This window comes from Fundidesulfovibrio magnetotacticus (assembly GCF_013019105.1).
GTDB classification, from domain to species: Bacteria; Desulfobacterota; Desulfovibrionia; order Desulfovibrionales; family Desulfovibrionaceae; genus Fundidesulfovibrio; species Fundidesulfovibrio magnetotacticus.
On record NZ_BLTE01000002.1, the window covers coordinates 157,191 to 172,062 of the forward strand.

A 14,872-nucleotide genomic window follows, 5' to 3' on the forward strand; every position below is an offset into this window, starting at 1 on the left:
GGGAAGGCCATGGCCAGGCGCCTGGATTCGGTGTTCATCGCCACCTGCTCGGACATCCTGGACGAGTCCGGGGCGACCATCCGGCACAACAGCCCGGCGTGGCCGCTCATGGACTACTTCTCCCGGCGCTGCGCCCGGGTGAGCGTGCTGGAGCTCTCCGTGCCGCGCAAGGGCATGGTCAACCGGCCCCAGCTCACCACGTTCCGGGACGGGCGGCGCACCGGCTTCAGAACCTGGGGGCCGCTGGCCACGCGGCCTTTCGCCGTCTCCGACGACGCGGCCGGGCCGCGCACCTTCCTGCGCCTGAAGCTGCGCGACCTGGCGGCCTGCCTCTGGGCCGCCTCGGCGGAGCGCGGCGGCTTCGACCTGTTCATCGGCGTGGAGTCGCTCCTGGCGCTGTGCGGCGGGTATCTGAAGAAGCTCGGCAAGGTGCGCGAGAGCGTCTACTACATCTCGGACTGGTCGCCCTGGAAGTTCTCCAACAAGGCCCTCAACAAGGTCTACCTGGAGATGGACCGCGCCGCCTGCCTGCTCTCGGACCACATCTGGAACTACACCGACGCCATCGAACACGCCCGGCGCGACATCCTCAAGTTCGACGACACCCACTTCGGCCGCCAGCACCGCGTGCCCTTCGGCTTCATCCCCGACGGCGCGACCCCGCCCCCCGACCACGAGGTGGACCTGAACCGCCTGGTCTTCTGCGGCGGCATCGGCCCCGAGAACGGCCTGGACGTGATCGTGGAAGCGCTCCCCGGCATGGCCCGCAGGCTGCCCGGCATCCGCCTGGACGTGCTGGGCGACGGCCCGGACCTGCCCCGCCTGAAGGAGCGCGCCCGGGAGCTGGGCGTGGACGGGCGCGTCACCTGGCATGGCTACGTCACCGACCGCGCGGCCATCCTCAAGGCCCAGCTGGGCGCGGCCCTGGCCCTGGCCCCCTACGCGCCCCTGGAACACAGCGTGAAACGCTTCGGCGACGTGATCAAGATCCGCGAGGCCATCGGCTGCGGCCTGCCCGTGGTCACCACGAACGTGCCGCCCTCCCACAAGGAGGTGCTGGAGAAGAACCTGGGCCGCGTGATCGACTACTCGCCCCAGGCCCTGGAAGAGGCCGTGGCGGAACTGCTGGGCGACCCCGAACGCTACTTCGCCGTGCGGGCAGGCGTGCTGGCCGCCTCGGGCGACAACCTCTGGGACGCCGTGTACGGCCGCACCCTGGCGGCCATGGGCTACGGCGGGGTCGGCATCCGTTGACCGCCCCCTTGCTTTTGCATAGATGAACCCTATCTGGCCGACTCCGCCAAGGCGCGACGTACGCGCCGGGCGGCCGGGAGACCGTCGGGCATGCCCCGCACACTGCTTCAGGGCCACCCGCCCGACCACCACGCATGACGCATCCTGACGAGAGAACCTCCCCATCCCATCCGGGCGGCGTAGAGCCGGGACAAGACGCCCGCTGCCTGCTGTGCGGCGCCGCGGAGCACCGGATCGAGGGCCGTCCGGACGCCCTCTACACGCTGCTGCGCTGCAACTCCTGCGGCTTCGTGTACGCCAGCCCACGTCCCGACGAGGCCATGCTCCAGGCGTTCTACAACCAGCACACAGACTACAACGCCGACCCTCCTCCCCTTACGCCCGCCAAGGCCAAGGCCAGGGCGGCCCGCTACGCGGGGTTCATCCGCCGCTTCCACCCCGGCGCCAGGCGCGTCCTGGAGATCGGGTGCCTGCACGCCCACCTGCTCCACGGTCTGCGTCAATGGGGGCACGAGGTGCAGGGGGCCGACATCTGCGAATCCGCCAGGCACTACGCCCGGAGGGCCTACGGGATCACGGTGCACCCGGGGGGAACGCCCCCGGAGGAGCTCGCCGGATCGTACGACGTGATCATCCTGGCGCACGTGATCGAGCACGTCCTCGACCCCGTGGCCTTCCTCGAAGGCCTGGCCCGCTTCCTGGCCCCGGGCGGCATCCTGCTCGTGGAGACGCCCGGCCTGGACACCCCGCTCTACTCCCTCTTCAAAGCCGCCTACAACATGGTGCGCCCGCCCGAGCACATCAGCTTCTTCGACGCCCGCACCCTCCGGGAGGCCCTGCGCCTCGCCGGGCTGGAGCGCACCGAGAGCCTGACCTATTCCCCGGGTTGGGACCAGAAGAACGTCTTCATGTACGGCGCGCTCTCCCTGTTCAAGGCCTTGGGCGTTCTCTCCGCGCTGCGCAAGGGCGGGAGCTCCTCGACGGACTTCGGGCTGGCCGCCCCCATCGCCGTGCGCCCCGGGGGCCTGTTCGCCGCCGCGTTCCGGGCGGCGGACCTTGGATGCAGACTCCTCAACATCGCGCTCACCCCCCTCGTCAGGGCCATGGACTCCAACGGACGCGGCCTGATGCTCGTGGCCGTGGGGCGCGCAAAGCCAACGGACACGCCATGAGCCTCCCCGTGACCAACTCCCTCCATACCGAAGAAGACACCCCGAAGGTCGCCATCCTGGTCGAAACCACCATCCCGCCGGTGTCCCGGGCGAACCTCCGGATGTACTGGCTGGCCAGGGCGCTGCGGGCCGAAGGCGCGGTGCTGGCCAACATGGTCGCCCCCAGCCAGGACCTGTCCTCCCGCCGCTCCTACTTCACCGAGGGCATCTGGATGAACCAGTACCCCGGGTTCGGCAGGCAGCTCTACGGCCGCTTCCGGCTGCCGGTGCGCATATGGCACTTCCTGGCCTCCATCCTCTCGGTGGTGCTCCTGGAGCTCACCTACCGCCGCGGCGGGGCGCGCGGCTTCTGCGCCGTGCACGCCTGGAACCCCCTGGCCGGCATGGCCGCCGTGGTGGCCGGGGCCCTCATCCGACGCCCCGTGTTCCTGGACTTCACCGACTTCTACTCCGACATCGCCCGCACCGACATGCCCTTGCTGGCCAAACCGCTGGTCTGGCTGGAGAACCTGGTGCTCTCCCGGGCCAGGCGGGTCTTCGTGGTCTCCGAATCCATGCGCGAACACCTGGTCAGCCGCAAGGGGCTCGACCCGGACAAGGTGGTGGTGGTCCCCGACGGCACCGACGCCCAGACCTTCCGACCCGGCCTGGACGGCGGCGCGGTGCGCCGCAAGCTGGGCCTCTCCGAGGACACCCCGCTCATCGTCTTCCACGGCGACATCAAGCACGACGACGGCGTGGACGTGCTCATGCGCGCCCTGGCCCTGGTGCTCAAGTCCCGCCCGGACGCGCGCCTTCTGGTGCTGGGCGGCGGCGGCCCCTACTTCCAGAACGAGATCCGCCCCCTGGTGGAGAGCCTGGGCATCGCCCACGCCGTGCTCACCCCGGGCTGGATTCCCCATCAGGAAGTGCCCGCCTACCTTAACGCGTGCGACATCGGGGCCATGACAATGCGCGCCACCCTCAACCACGACAACTACCTCTCCTTCAAGCTCTTCGAGTATTGGGGCTGCGGGCTGCCCGTGGTGGTCACGCGGCTCAAGGCCATCGGCCGCATCGTGCGCGACGGCGAGAACGGGCTGGTCTGCGCCTCCGAGGACGCGCCCGCCTACGCCGCCGCCTTCCTGCGCCTCATGGCCGACCGCGAGACGGCCCGACGCCTGGGCGCGGCAGGGCGCGAGCTCGTGGAGCGCCAGTTCGACTGGCGCATGATCATGAAGGCCGAGGTGGCCCAGTACACCCCCGAGGTGCTGGAGCTCTCGCGCCGCTAGTGTCGCGATTGTGAAAAACATGAGGATGTTTTTCACGATGAAAATCAATTGTTTCAGCTATTTGTCTTGACGATCCGTCTGGACGGGTTGTGAGGGGGCAACGCCGAAGCCCCCGGGTCCCCATGGACACGGGGGCTTCGCCGTTGCGGCGGTGGAGGCCCTGGCGGGCGAGAGCGGCCGCGCCTCGCCGGTGCGGATCGCGCGCGGTTCGGGGTCGTGCCGACGCTTCCCGTATTCCTCCCGTACTTTGAATGATTCCTCCTAGGCGCGGCCTCGCTTATGGTGTAGCTTGCCCAGACACGCCGTACGCGCTCGATGTCCGCCGTGGCCCTTCGGCCGCCAGCAGGGGAGACCGGCCCGCCCTCCGGTCCGTTCGGAGCCAGACGCCATCATGAGCCCTCTCGAAGTCCCTTCCAATGCCCGGCAAGGTCGCGTCCTGTTCGTGGACGACGACCAGGCCATCCTGGATTCCTTCCGTGCCGCCTTCTCCAGGCGCTACATTCTGGGCCTCGCGGGGAACGCCCAGGAAGGCCTGGCGCTCCTGGCCTCGGGCAGGCGTTTCGACGTGCTGGTCACGGACGTGCGGATGCCCGGCATGTCCGGCCTGGACTTCCTGGCCAGGGCGCGGGAACTGGCCCCCTGGTCCGTGCGCATCGTCCTCACGGGCCACGCCGACGTGGAAACCGCCGCCCGCGCGGTCAACCAGGGCCACGTGTACAAGTTTCTGACCAAGCCGTGCCCCCGGCCGGAGCTGGCCATCGCCCTGGAGGAAGCCCTGAGGCACGGGCGAGGGCAGAGCAGGCTGGACGAGCAGGCCCTGAAGGGGTTTCTCTCCGCGCTGCACTTCCGCAACCTGGAAACCAGCGACCACGTGGAGCGCGTGGGCAGCCTGAGCCGGAAGATCGCCCTGGCCATGGCCTGGAACGAGGAGGACGCGGACCTGCTCCGCATGGCCGCGACCCTGCACGACATCGGCAAGATCGGCATCCCCGACGCCGTGCTGCTCAAGCCGGGGCGGCTCTCTGCGGAGGAGTTCGGCATCATGAAGCATCACCCCGGCATCGGCCGCGAGATGCTCAAGGAGGCGGACTCCCCCCTGCTCAGGATGGCCCGGGACGTGGCCGCCCACCACCACGAGCGCCCGGACGGCGCGGGCTACCCCGAAGGCCTGCGCGGGAAGGACATCCCGGTCGGCGCGCGCATCGTGGCCGTGGCCGACGTGTACGACGCCCTGATCAGCGACAGGGTCTACCGCCCGCGCTTCCCGCGCCGGGAAGCCCTGGAGATCATCTCGGGAGGCGGCGGGACGGCCTTCGACCCGGACGTGGTGGCGGCGTTCCAGCGGATCGTCTGAGCGGTTCGCGCGTCGGACCGGGACGCCGGAGCGCCTCTCCCCCTCCATTCCCCTCGCGCCGCGAAGCAGCGGGCCTCGGTCCGCCACCCGGCGGGGGTGTTGGCGAATCCCCCCGGACGTGCGACAGTCGAGGAAAGGCGTCCCGCGAGGGCGGGCGTCTTCGCGCCGGAACAGGGAGGCAACGCATGGACTCCGCTCGCATCGTGCGCACGTCGTGCCGGGGCTGCCACGGGGTGTGCCAAGTGCTCGTGCACCTGGACGCCCAGGGCCGCGTGCTCCGCATCGCCGGGGACCCGGAGAGCCCCACCAGCCGGGGCTTCATCTGCCCCAAGGGCGCGCACGCGGCCCGGACCCTCCACCACCCCGAGCGCCTCGCCACGCCCCTGCGGCGCGTGGGCGCGCGCGGCGAGGGGCGCTTCGAGCCCGTCTCCTGGGACGAGGCCCTGGAGATCATGGCCGAAACCTTCGACCGGGTGCGCCGCGAGTCCGGCCCCGAGTTCCTGGCCCTGCACCAGGGCACGGGCAGGCCCTACACCGAGTTCACCGGGCGCTTCATACATGCCCTGGGCTCGTCCAACTTCGTCTCCCCCGGCCACAACTGCTTCCTGCCCCGCAACATCGCCTCGGCCCTGACCGTGGGCTGGCTGCCCATCGCGGACATCTACGGACGGGGCGGCGCGACGCCCGGCAGCTTCCTGGTGTTCGGCTGCAACTCCATGGAGACCGGCGCGGCCGACGGAATGTGCGGGGCAATGATCGCCAAGGCCCTGCGCAAGGCCCGGTCCGTCGTCGTCGCGGACCCGCGGACCACGCCCACGGCCCGCGAGGCCGACATCCACCTGCGCCTGCGCCCGGGAACCGAATGCGCCCTGGCCCTGGCCCTGCTCCACGTGATCGTGGGGGAGAACCTCCACGACAAGGCCTTCGTGGAGGCCCATTGCAACGGCTTCCCCGAGCTGCGCGAGCACCTCATCCCCCTGAGCCCCCAATGGGCCGAGCCCATCACCCGGGTCCCCGCGGAGGCCATCCGCCGGGCCGCGCGGGCCCTGGCCGCGGACGGGCCGTGCGCCGTGCTCTGGGGCAACGGCATCGACACCAGCGTCAACGCCTTCCAGACCGCCCGGGCGCTGCTCTCGCTCATGGCCGTGACCGGGAGCCTGGACGTGCCCGGCGGCATGGTGCGCTGGGTCGCGCCCGCCGGGGTGCGCTGCAAGTCCCCGCAGGAGGACAAGGCCCAGCTGGGCATGCAGTTTCTCACGCCGGAACAGAAGGCCCGCATGATCGGGGCCGGGCGTTTTCCCTTCGGTCCGGGCTGCCACCAGCCCACCTTCTGGGAGGCCTGCCTGACCGGGCGGCCCTACCGTCCGCGCGCCCTCTGGCTGGTGGGCACGAACCCCCTGCTCACGGCCACGCGCGGCGACGTGATCGAGAAAGCCCTGCGCGAACACATCGAGTTCACCGTGGCCTCGGACCTCTTCCTGACCCCCACGGCCGCCCTCTGCGACCTGGTGCTCCCGGCCGCCCACTGGCTGGAGCAGGACGACGTGGTGTATTTCCACAAGATCTGGTGCGTGCTGGCCCGGCGCAAGACGGCCCAGGTCGGCCAGGCGCGCGACGACCGCGCCGTGATGCTCCACCTGGCCCGCCGCCTGGGGCTCCACGAGGCCTTCCCCTGGGCCGACTGGGAGGCCTACCTCGCCTGGCTGCTGGAGCCCTCGGGCATGAGCTTCGAGGAGTTCGCGGACAAGGGCGTCCTCCTGGGCGAGATGCGCTACCGCAAGCACGAGACCGAGGGCTTTCCGGCCCCGGGCGGCAAGGTGGACCTGGCCAGCCGCGTCCTGGCCGGGGCCGGTCGCCCGGCCCTGCCCGCCTACGTGGAGCCGCCCCTGTCGCCCGTTTCCCGGCCGGACCTCGCGCGGGACTATCCCCTCATCCTCATGACCGGCTGCAAGGTCCAGCCCTTCTTCCACTCCGAGGGCAGGCAGATCGAGCCCCTGCGCCGCCTGCGGCCCGAGCCGCTGGTGGCCGTCCACCCCGAGGCCGCCGCGCGTAGCGGCCTCTCCGGCGGGGACGCGGCCTTCGTGGTCACGCCCCACGGCCGGGCGCGCTTCGTGGTGGCCCTGGACGAAGGGCTCGCCCCCGACGTGGTCAGCGCCGACCACGGCTGGTGGTTCCCGGAGCGCGGCCCCCTGGACCCGGGCTGGAAGGAGAACAACGCCAACATGCTCTTCGGCCACGAACACTTCGACCCGGACTGCGGGGCCGAACCCCTCAAGTGCGGCCTGTGCAGGCTGGAGCGGGCCTGAGCCACGCCCCGCGCGCCACCACCGGGCGCGGCCCAGGCGCGTGCAAGGAATCCTCGCGCGATGTCTTGGTTCGTCTTGTCATATCGCCTGAAACTATGACAAGAATGTTCCACCTCCCCCTGGCATCCTCACCGGCCCGGACGGAGGCGACACCGGTCCGGGGCCTGTCCCGGCCGCGACGCCCTGCGCGGACGAACCGCGAGAACCTCCAAACGCCGTCCTCCGGAGCCTCGCCCCGCCGCCGCGCGCGGCCAGGCGGCCGCCCCGCCAGGGAGGACGGCATGAGCGAACAGGACAAATCGCGGGAAGAGCTCGCGGCGGAAATCGTGGCCCTGCGCAGGCGCGTCAAGGACCTTGAGCAGGGCCTCGCGGCCCCCTCGGGCGTGGACCTCAAGCGCGCCACGGAAGGAGCGGACTTCTACCTGACCATCCTGGACGAGGCCCCGGCCCTGATCTGGCGCGCGGGCAAGGACGCTCGGTGCGACTGGTTCAACGCCACCTGGCTGGCCTTCACCGGGCGCGAGCTGAGCCAGGAACTGGGCGACGGCTGGGCCGAGGGCGTGCACCCCGAGGATTTCGACCGCTGCCTGAAGACCTATCTCGACGCCTTCCACGCCCGCAGATTCTTCGAGATGGAATACAGGCTGCGCCGCCACGACGGCGAATACCGCTGGATCCTGGACATCGGCTGCCCCTTCAAGGACATCGACGGGCTCTTCGCGGGCTACATCGGCTACTGCTTCGACGTGACGCAGCGCAAGCGCGACGAGAAGTTCCGGCAGGAGGTCGAGCGGGTCATCCGCCACGACATCAAGTCCCCCCTGGCCGGGCTGCACGGACTCGCCCAGCTCGCCCTGGCCGACGGCATCGACGACGAGCTCCGGCCGCTGATCCCGGGCCTCTTGCGCGCCGTCCGCCACGTGATCAACCTCGTGGACTCCGGCGACAAGTTCGCCCTGCTCGAACAGGGCCTCTTCAAGCCGGAACCGGCGCGCTTCTCCATGTCCCTGCTGCTCCGGGACGTCATCGGCTCCCTGAACCCGCTCACCGCGTGCAGAAACGTCCACGTGACGCTGGATGCCCGCCCCGGCCCCCTGGAGACCGACACCCTCTTTTTCGGGGACGAAACCCTGGTCTTTGACATGGCCTCGAACCTCGTCAAGAACGCCGTGGAAGCCACCCCCCCGGGGGGGACCGTGCGCGTGGAGGCGTGGGCCGGTCCTGGCGCGCTGCAACTCAGCGTGCACAACCCGGGCGAAGTCCCCCCCGACATGCGGGAGAGGTTCTTCGAAAAATACGCCACGTCCGGCAAGCCCGGCGGCACCGGCCTGGGCACCTACAGCGCCCGGCTCATCGCCAGGGCCCACGGGGGGGACATCCGGTGCGACAGCTCCCAAGAGCGAGGAACCCGCGTGACCGTGACCCTGCCGCTCCCGGACGCCCGCGTCCGCGAGGCCTGACCCCCCGCCCGCGCCGGACGCCATCCCAAGGAGACGCCATGCCCCCCGCCATGCTCCCCGCCGCCGAGTCCCGAAACTCCAAGCCCGCGCCGTTGCGCGCCCTCGCGGCGGCCCTCCTCCTGGCGGCCTTCCTGCGCGTGCCGTCTGCCTTCCCGGCGGCGGCCCGGAGCGTGGAGGCCCTGCCCGAAAGCGACGGCTACGCCCTGCTCGCCTCGGTCCAGGCCATGCACCGCGCGCAGTGCCCTTCCGACGGCCCCTCGGTGATCGTCTTCGAGACGGGCGGCGGCGACCCGGCCATGAACGGGGCCTTCCTCTACCTGCGCCTGGACCTCGCGGAGCGCTCCTTCGTCTGGAAGACCGGGCTCAACGTGCGCCGCGTGCTCGGGCTCTCCTGCGGGCCGGGCGACAGCGTGCTCATCCTGGCGGAGGAGGACGCCATGGACGCCCGCCAGAACATCGTCACGCGCCAGACAGCCTGGCGCGTGCGTTTCGCCCTGGAGCGCGGGAACCTGCGCCCCGTGGTCGCCGTGGAGCCCGCGCCCAAGCCCTGAATTCGCCCGGAGCGCCTTGACGCCCGTCCCGGCAGGGCGCACACAGGGAGGCCCGTACCGGGAAACCCGCGCGCGCACTCCACGTCAAGGACCGCCCATGTTCCAGGACATCGACCCCCACCGCATCGCCTACACGCCCGAGCACGCCGCCCCGCGCGGCCACGACCGCATGGTTTTCCTGAAGAAGCAGCGCATCCTGCTGGCCGACCACGGCGGCGCGCCCGCTCTGCCCGTCGCCGGGGACCTGTTCCCCGAGCCCGGCGACGCGGCGCGCTCCAGCATCTATCTGTTCTCCCTGGGCGACACGGCCTTCCGCTACGCGCCCGGGGCGCGCGAGGAAGGCCCGGGCCTGGCCTACGCCCCCTGCCGGAGCGTGCGCGGCCTGGCCCCCGGGCACATGGCCTTCGCCGCCGCCACGGCCTGCCACCTGGCCTCCTGGTACGCCCACAACCGCCACTGCGGACTCTGCGCCGCGCCCATGCTGCCCAAGGAGGACGAGCGCGCCCTGCGCTGCCCGGCGTGCGGTATGGTGAAGTATCCGAGAATCTCGCCGGTGGTGATGGTGGGGGTGCGCCACGGCGACGCGCTCCTGCTGGTGCGCAACGCCACGGGGGAATACAAGGGGCAGGGGCTGGTGGCCGGGTTCGTGGAGGCGGGGGAGACCCTGGAGCAGGCCCTTGCCCGCGAGGTGCTGGAGGAGACGGGGCTGCGCGTGGCCAATCCCCGCTACTACAAGAGCCAGCCCTGGGCCTTCTCCCAGTCGCTGCTCATGGGCTTCTTCGCGGACCTGGCGGGCGACCCGGCCGTGGACCTGGGCTCCGGCGAGCTGTCCGAGGCCCTCTGGACGCCGCGCGCGGAGATTCCCGGCGACGAGCCGCGCTTCAGCCTCACCTGGGACATGATCCAGGCCTTCCGCAACGGCGAGGTCTGAGGCGCGCTTCCCGCCGCGCGGGGCAGGCCCGGCCACAAGGCGCGCGGACGGCCGGACCCGGCCGCGTCCCGCACGCCGCCCGCGCACGGCGCGCAGGCGGCGGGAACCGGCGATGCCCTTTGTTCCGCTAGCAACCTGTTGAACAGACCGCTAGAGCTTCACCGTCACCAGGGAGGCGACGCGCACGGCCTTCTCCTTGGCCTCCTCCACGCCCTGGCCCAGGGCCAGGGCCACGCCCATGCGGCGCAGGCCCTTCACCTCAGGCTTGCCGAAGAGGCGTAGGGAAGTGTCCGGCTCTTCCAGCGCCCGGGGGTCGATCTCGAAGGAGGGCGCGGCCGAGTCGCCCTCGGCCAGGATCACCCGGGAGGCCGCCGGGCCGTAGAGGCGCACGCCCGGCACGCTCAGGCCCAGGATGGCCCGCACGTGCAAGGCGAATTCCGAAAGGTCCTGGGAGATGAGCGTGACCATGCCCGTGTCGTGCGGCCTGGGCGACACCTCGGAGAAGAGCACGCGCTCGCCCTTCACGAAGAGCTCCACCCCGAAGAGTCCGCGCCCGCCGAGAGCCGCCGTGACGGCCTCCGCCATACGCCGGGCCTCGGCCAGGGCCTTGGGGCTCATGGGGTGCGGCTGCCAGGATTCGCGGTAGTCGCCCTTCTCCTGGCGGTGGCCGATGGGCTCGCAGAAGCTCGTGCCCCCGGCGTGGCGCACGGTGAGCAGGGTGATCTCGTAGTCGAAGTCCACGAAGCCTTCCACGATCACGCGCCCGGCCCCGGCGCGCCCGGCGGTCTGGGCGTAGTCCCAGCTTGCCTGGGCCTGGGCCTCGTCGCGGGCCACGCTCTGGCCCTTGCCCGAGGAGGACATCACGGGTTTGACCACGCAGGGGAAGCCGATCTCCCCGCAGGCGGCCAGGAACTCCTCGCGCGTGTCCGCGAAGCGGTAGGGCGAGGTGGCCAGGCCCAGTTCCTCGGCGGCCAGGCGGCGGATGCCCTCGCGGTCCATGGTCAGGCGGGCGGCCCGGGCCGTGGGCGTCACCTGGTAGCCTTCGGCTTCCAGTTTCAGGAGTTCCTCGGTGGCGATGGCCTCGATCTCGGGCACGATGTGGTGCGGTCGCTCGGCCTCGATGATGCGGCGCAGGGCCTGCGCGTCGAGCATGCTCACCACGTGGGAGCGGTGGGCCACCTGCATGGCGGGCGCGTCGGGGTAGCGGTCCACGGCGATGACCTCCACGCCCAGGCGCTGGGCCTCGATGGCCACTTCCTTGCCGAGTTCGCCCGCGCCCAGCAGCAGAAGTCTGGTGGCGGAAGGGGTGAGCGGGGTGCCGATGCGCGTCATGAAGGCCTCCTGGCGGTGTGTTGATGGACGAGCGACCCTACACCCAAGCGCCCCGGAGGACAATTTCCCGCCTGTCGCCCGGACAGGGCCGCTTCAGGAGCAGGTGACGTCGCGCCCGATGGTCACCACGTAGAGCCTGCCTCCGACCGCGACCACCGTGCCCGTGAGCAGGCATTGGCGCACGCTCCCGTCCCGGTGCACCAGCCCCGCGGGGAAGTGGGAGACGCAGCGGCACTTGCCGAGCCGGTCGAGGTAGTCCGCGCGTTGCACGTGGTCGGCCCAGAGGTCCAGCGCTCCCCAGCATTTTCCGAGAAGCTCCTCGGCGGCGTAGCCGGAGGCCTTGCAGAAGGCCTCGTTGACCTTCACGAACTCCCCGAACGTGGTGGTGATGCTCACGCCGTCGGGCAGGTAGGCGAAACGATGGAGGCGGTAATAGGCATCGATGTCCGCCGGTCCGGAATGGTCCATGGTGCTTTGCGCTCTCTTGGGAGGGATTCGCCGCGCGGCGGGAAGACCGGCCGCACCGCGCGGCGCGGGCAATGTAGACGAGAAAGCCCGGGCATACAACGCCGCCCTTCCGACTCGTTGGGGCGCACGGCCGGGCCGGACGGCCGGTTTGAGAGGCACGACCGCAGGGCCGGGCTGGCGGTTTGGCCAGGCATTGACGGGCAATCGCACAGGACGGCCGGTTTGATCGGCCAGACGCCCGGGCCGCCGGGCCGGGCGGCCGGACGGCGGGCTACGTCCCGGCGGGGCCGCCCGGGCTCAGGCCGAGAGAGTCCCAGACCACGGGGAAGGTGCGCCGCGTCACCTCGCGCACGTGGCGGCTGCGCAGGTCGAAGCCCCGGGCGAAGGCTGCGCGCCGCTCCGGACAGGTGAGCAGTTCCTGGTACATCTCCTGCCAGTCCTTGGGGGCGCGCAGACCCCGGCCGTAGGCGCGCGACCAGACGTATTCCTCGGCCCAGGCCGGGCTCTGCGCGCCCAGGTCCAGGTAGTGGGTGGTCTGGTCCAGGAGGTCCATGGTCCGCCTGTCGTAGGCGTACACCTGGTAGCCCGGGTTGTTGCCCGTGATGGGCGAGATGGAAGGGGCCATGCGCAGGGCGGACACCGGGGCCTCCCCGGGCCAGGGCGAGACAAGCCGGAACTCGTCGCGGTGCACGTGGCCCGCCAGGCTGGCGCGCACCGTGTCGGCGTGTCTCACCAGAAGCTCCGCGTGCACCCCGGACCAGCCGCCCGTGAGCAGCGGATCGTAGACGTCCTTGCCCGTCTTGCGGAACTTGGTGGCCGTGGCCTTGGTGTTGTCCCCGGGCGGCACGTGCCCCATGAGCCAGACCTTCACGCCCTGTCGCGCGGCCGCGTCCAGCTCGCGCTCCAGGAAGTCCCGCACGGCCGCTCCGGCGTCCTGGTGGGGCGAGCGTTTGGTCCAGAAGATGTTGTTGAACACCACGAGGCGCGCCCCGGCCGGTCCGGGCAGGGTCAGGGAATAGCAGCCCAGCCGGGGGTAGGATTCCAGGAAGCGCGCCCGGGAGGCGTCGTCCTTGAGGGCCAGGCGCGCGGCCAGGGGGGCCGTGGCCAAGAGGAAGGGGCTTTGCGGCGCGATGCCGTAATCGCCCTCGGCGCTGTCGTTGTTGCCCAGGGCCGGATAGAGCGACGCGCCGGGAAAGCGACGGGTCACCTCGGTCAGGAAGTATTCGGCGGTCTTGGCGATGAAGGCCAGCAGGCCCTGGGGCGAGGCGTCGCCGGAGAGGCGGGGATAGAGGGTCCAGAAATCGTGGCAGAGCATGTCGCCGGGGAAGAGCAGGAAGTCCGGGTCCGGGAGGCGGCGGGCCATGTCGTCCAGGAAGGACTGGAAGAGGGCGTCGCCGGTGTCCTTGCCGTAGGGGCCGAGGCCCTGTCCGGGCGCGGCCAGGATCTCCCGCCAGCTCCCCGCCGGGGCGGCGGCCAGGGCCTTCACGCGGGAGGGGTCGGCGAAGGGGTCGAAGTGCACATCGGAGAAGATCAGGAAGCGCCCCCGGCTCGCGGGATCGGAGGCCGTGAAGGAGGCCGGGTCGCCCTCGGTGCAGAGCACGGCCGGGTCGCCGGGTTTCGCGGCCAGGCCCAGGGGCGGGACGGCCAGGGCGGCGGCCCCGGCCCCAAGACCCGAGAGGAGCAGGCGCAGGAAGGTCCTGCGGTCCGGATGCGCGTCGTGCTTGAGGCGGATCATGTGCCCTCCGTGTGCTGGCGCGCGGGCCGGATGCCCTCCGGCCCGCGCGCGTCATCTTGTTCTAGTGTTGCGTCCTCAATATCCGCCCACAAGGACTGTCAAGACAACCAGCTAAAACCATTGGCTTTCATTTTGAAAAACATCTTCATGTTTTTCAAAATCGCGACACTAGAAGCTCTGTTTCGCCCGGCCGGTGGCCAGGACCGCGCCGCCCGCGTCCAGGGCCTGCACGGTGAACTCGTACACGTGGGAGCCCGAAGGCGGGCAGGGGCCGTTGTAGGAGGACAAAGCGCCCTCCCCGATCACGCCCGAACCGTCGTTGGGGACCTTGCCGCCGCCATGGTTCCAGGTGGGCACGTCACGGTCCTTGAGGCGGATGTCGAAGGACTTGGTTCCGGGCGGCACGTTGGCGATGCGCAACTCGGGCGAAACGCTCGCGCAACGGTGGCCCTTCTCGAACCTGAAGGACACGGAGAGCTCCGGTCCGCCGGGTTCCATGTTGGCCTGTTTGCAGGAAGCGGCCAGCAACAGCACGAATGCCACGAGCAAAACCTTTTTCAACCGCGTTACCCTCCTTTCACGTTACAACAACACGTCTACCGCGCACCAAAACGGAATTCCATGGCTGACAGTGGACACGTACGCCTCATGCTTGGCGCAAATTCCATTTCTTGGAAAAGAGAATGTATACATAATAGGGGCCTTCGCCGTAGTTTCCGCCCCCTCCACCCACTGCATTGGCTCCGTTGCAGGTGGCAGTGCAGCGAGTTCGCAGATGATCGACAAGCTGACTTTCCACCTGGCGTACGTAGCCCAGACTGGTGGTCTCATAGATCACCACCATCTTGCCCCAGGTCATGTCCGCCGCGTGCTGGCTGGCCCTTACCTCGGGATTGTTGGTGATGCCCACCTTGACGTGGTGATGCTCGTCCGCCCTCAGGTAGGCCCCGAGGCAGTGGGTCGGGTTCAGTTGGGAAGGATGTCCGGTCCAGTGATTGTATACAATCTCCATGAATCGGCTCTCCTGAAGTTTCCAGC

General features: G+C 70.4%; 13 protein-coding genes. 8 read left to right on the top strand and 5 right to left on the bottom strand.

Annotated elements, in window-relative coordinates:
• Positions 1 to 9 precede the first annotated feature (9 nt).
• The 8 genes from NNJEOMEG_RS03725 (at position 10) to nudC (ending at position 10,299) form a co-directional block, all read left to right on the top strand.
• Complete coding sequence (locus tag NNJEOMEG_RS03725; protein ID WP_173081445.1) at positions 10 to 1,254, top strand: glycosyltransferase; 1,245 nt, start codon at positions 10 to 12, stop codon at positions 1,252 to 1,254.
• A gap of 134 nt (positions 1,255 to 1,388) precedes the next feature.
• Positions 1,389 to 2,426, top strand: a complete 1,038-nt coding sequence (locus NNJEOMEG_RS03730) for a class I SAM-dependent methyltransferase (RefSeq protein ID WP_173081447.1) — start codon at positions 1,389 to 1,391, stop codon at positions 2,424 to 2,426.
• Positions 2,423 to 3,697 (top strand): glycosyltransferase family 4 protein, encoded by a 1,275-nt coding sequence (locus NNJEOMEG_RS03735; RefSeq protein WP_173081449.1) that lies wholly within the window; start codon positions 2,423 to 2,425, stop codon positions 3,695 to 3,697. Before NNJEOMEG_RS03730 ends, NNJEOMEG_RS03735 begins: the two co-directional genes overlap by 4 nt.
• Before the next feature lie 391 nt (positions 3,698 to 4,088).
• Positions 4,089 to 5,051 carry an HD-GYP domain-containing protein gene (locus NNJEOMEG_RS03740; RefSeq protein ID WP_173081451.1) on the top strand — a complete coding sequence of 321 codons (963 nt, stop codon included), beginning with the start codon at positions 4,089 to 4,091 and terminating at the stop codon, positions 5,049 to 5,051.
• 185 nt (positions 5,052 to 5,236) lie between these two features.
• Positions 5,237 to 7,357 (top strand): molybdopterin-containing oxidoreductase family protein, encoded by a 2,121-nt coding sequence (locus NNJEOMEG_RS03745; RefSeq protein ID WP_173081453.1) that lies wholly within the window; start codon positions 5,237 to 5,239, stop codon positions 7,355 to 7,357.
• 281 nt (positions 7,358 to 7,638) lie between these two features.
• A complete protein-coding gene (locus NNJEOMEG_RS03750) occupies positions 7,639 to 8,817 on the top strand; it encodes a sensor histidine kinase (protein WP_173081455.1) in 1,179 nt (392 codons plus the stop codon).
• A 38-nt stretch (positions 8,818 to 8,855) separates the two neighbouring features.
• Positions 8,856 to 9,368 carry a hypothetical protein gene (locus tag NNJEOMEG_RS03755; RefSeq protein WP_173081457.1) on the top strand — a complete coding sequence of 171 codons (513 nt, stop codon included), beginning with the start codon at positions 8,856 to 8,858 and terminating at the stop codon, positions 9,366 to 9,368.
• Positions 9,369 to 9,465: 97 nt separating this feature from the next.
• Positions 9,466 to 10,299, top strand: a complete 834-nt coding sequence (gene nudC, locus NNJEOMEG_RS03760) for an NAD(+) diphosphatase (RefSeq protein ID WP_173081459.1) — start codon at positions 9,466 to 9,468, stop codon at positions 10,297 to 10,299.
• A gap of 150 nt (positions 10,300 to 10,449) precedes the next feature.
• On the opposite strand, the gene purT is transcribed toward nudC, so the two are convergent.
• From purT to NNJEOMEG_RS03785, 5 genes are all read right to left on the bottom strand, one after another.
• A complete protein-coding gene (gene purT, locus NNJEOMEG_RS03765) occupies positions 10,450 to 11,631 on the bottom strand; it encodes a formate-dependent phosphoribosylglycinamide formyltransferase (protein WP_173081461.1) in 1,182 nt (393 codons plus the stop codon).
• Positions 11,632 to 11,724: 93 nt separating this feature from the next.
• The gene (locus tag NNJEOMEG_RS03770; protein WP_173081463.1) at positions 11,725 to 12,099 is read right to left on the bottom strand and encodes a PAS domain S-box protein; all 375 of its coding nucleotides are present in this window, start codon (positions 12,097 to 12,099) and stop codon (positions 11,725 to 11,727) included.
• A gap of 271 nt (positions 12,100 to 12,370) precedes the next feature.
• Positions 12,371 to 13,834, bottom strand: a complete 1,464-nt coding sequence (locus NNJEOMEG_RS03775) for a metallophosphoesterase (RefSeq protein ID WP_173081468.1) — start codon at positions 13,832 to 13,834, stop codon at positions 12,371 to 12,373.
• A 168-nt stretch (positions 13,835 to 14,002) separates the two neighbouring features.
• Positions 14,003 to 14,395, bottom strand: a complete 393-nt coding sequence (locus NNJEOMEG_RS03780) for an MbtF (RefSeq protein ID WP_217270474.1) — start codon at positions 14,393 to 14,395, stop codon at positions 14,003 to 14,005.
• A gap of 85 nt (positions 14,396 to 14,480) precedes the next feature.
• On the bottom strand, positions 14,481 to 14,846 hold the full coding sequence (locus NNJEOMEG_RS03785; RefSeq protein ID WP_173081470.1) for a hypothetical protein: 366 nt from the start codon (positions 14,844 to 14,846) through the stop codon (positions 14,481 to 14,483).
• Positions 14,847 to 14,872 lie beyond the last annotated feature (26 nt).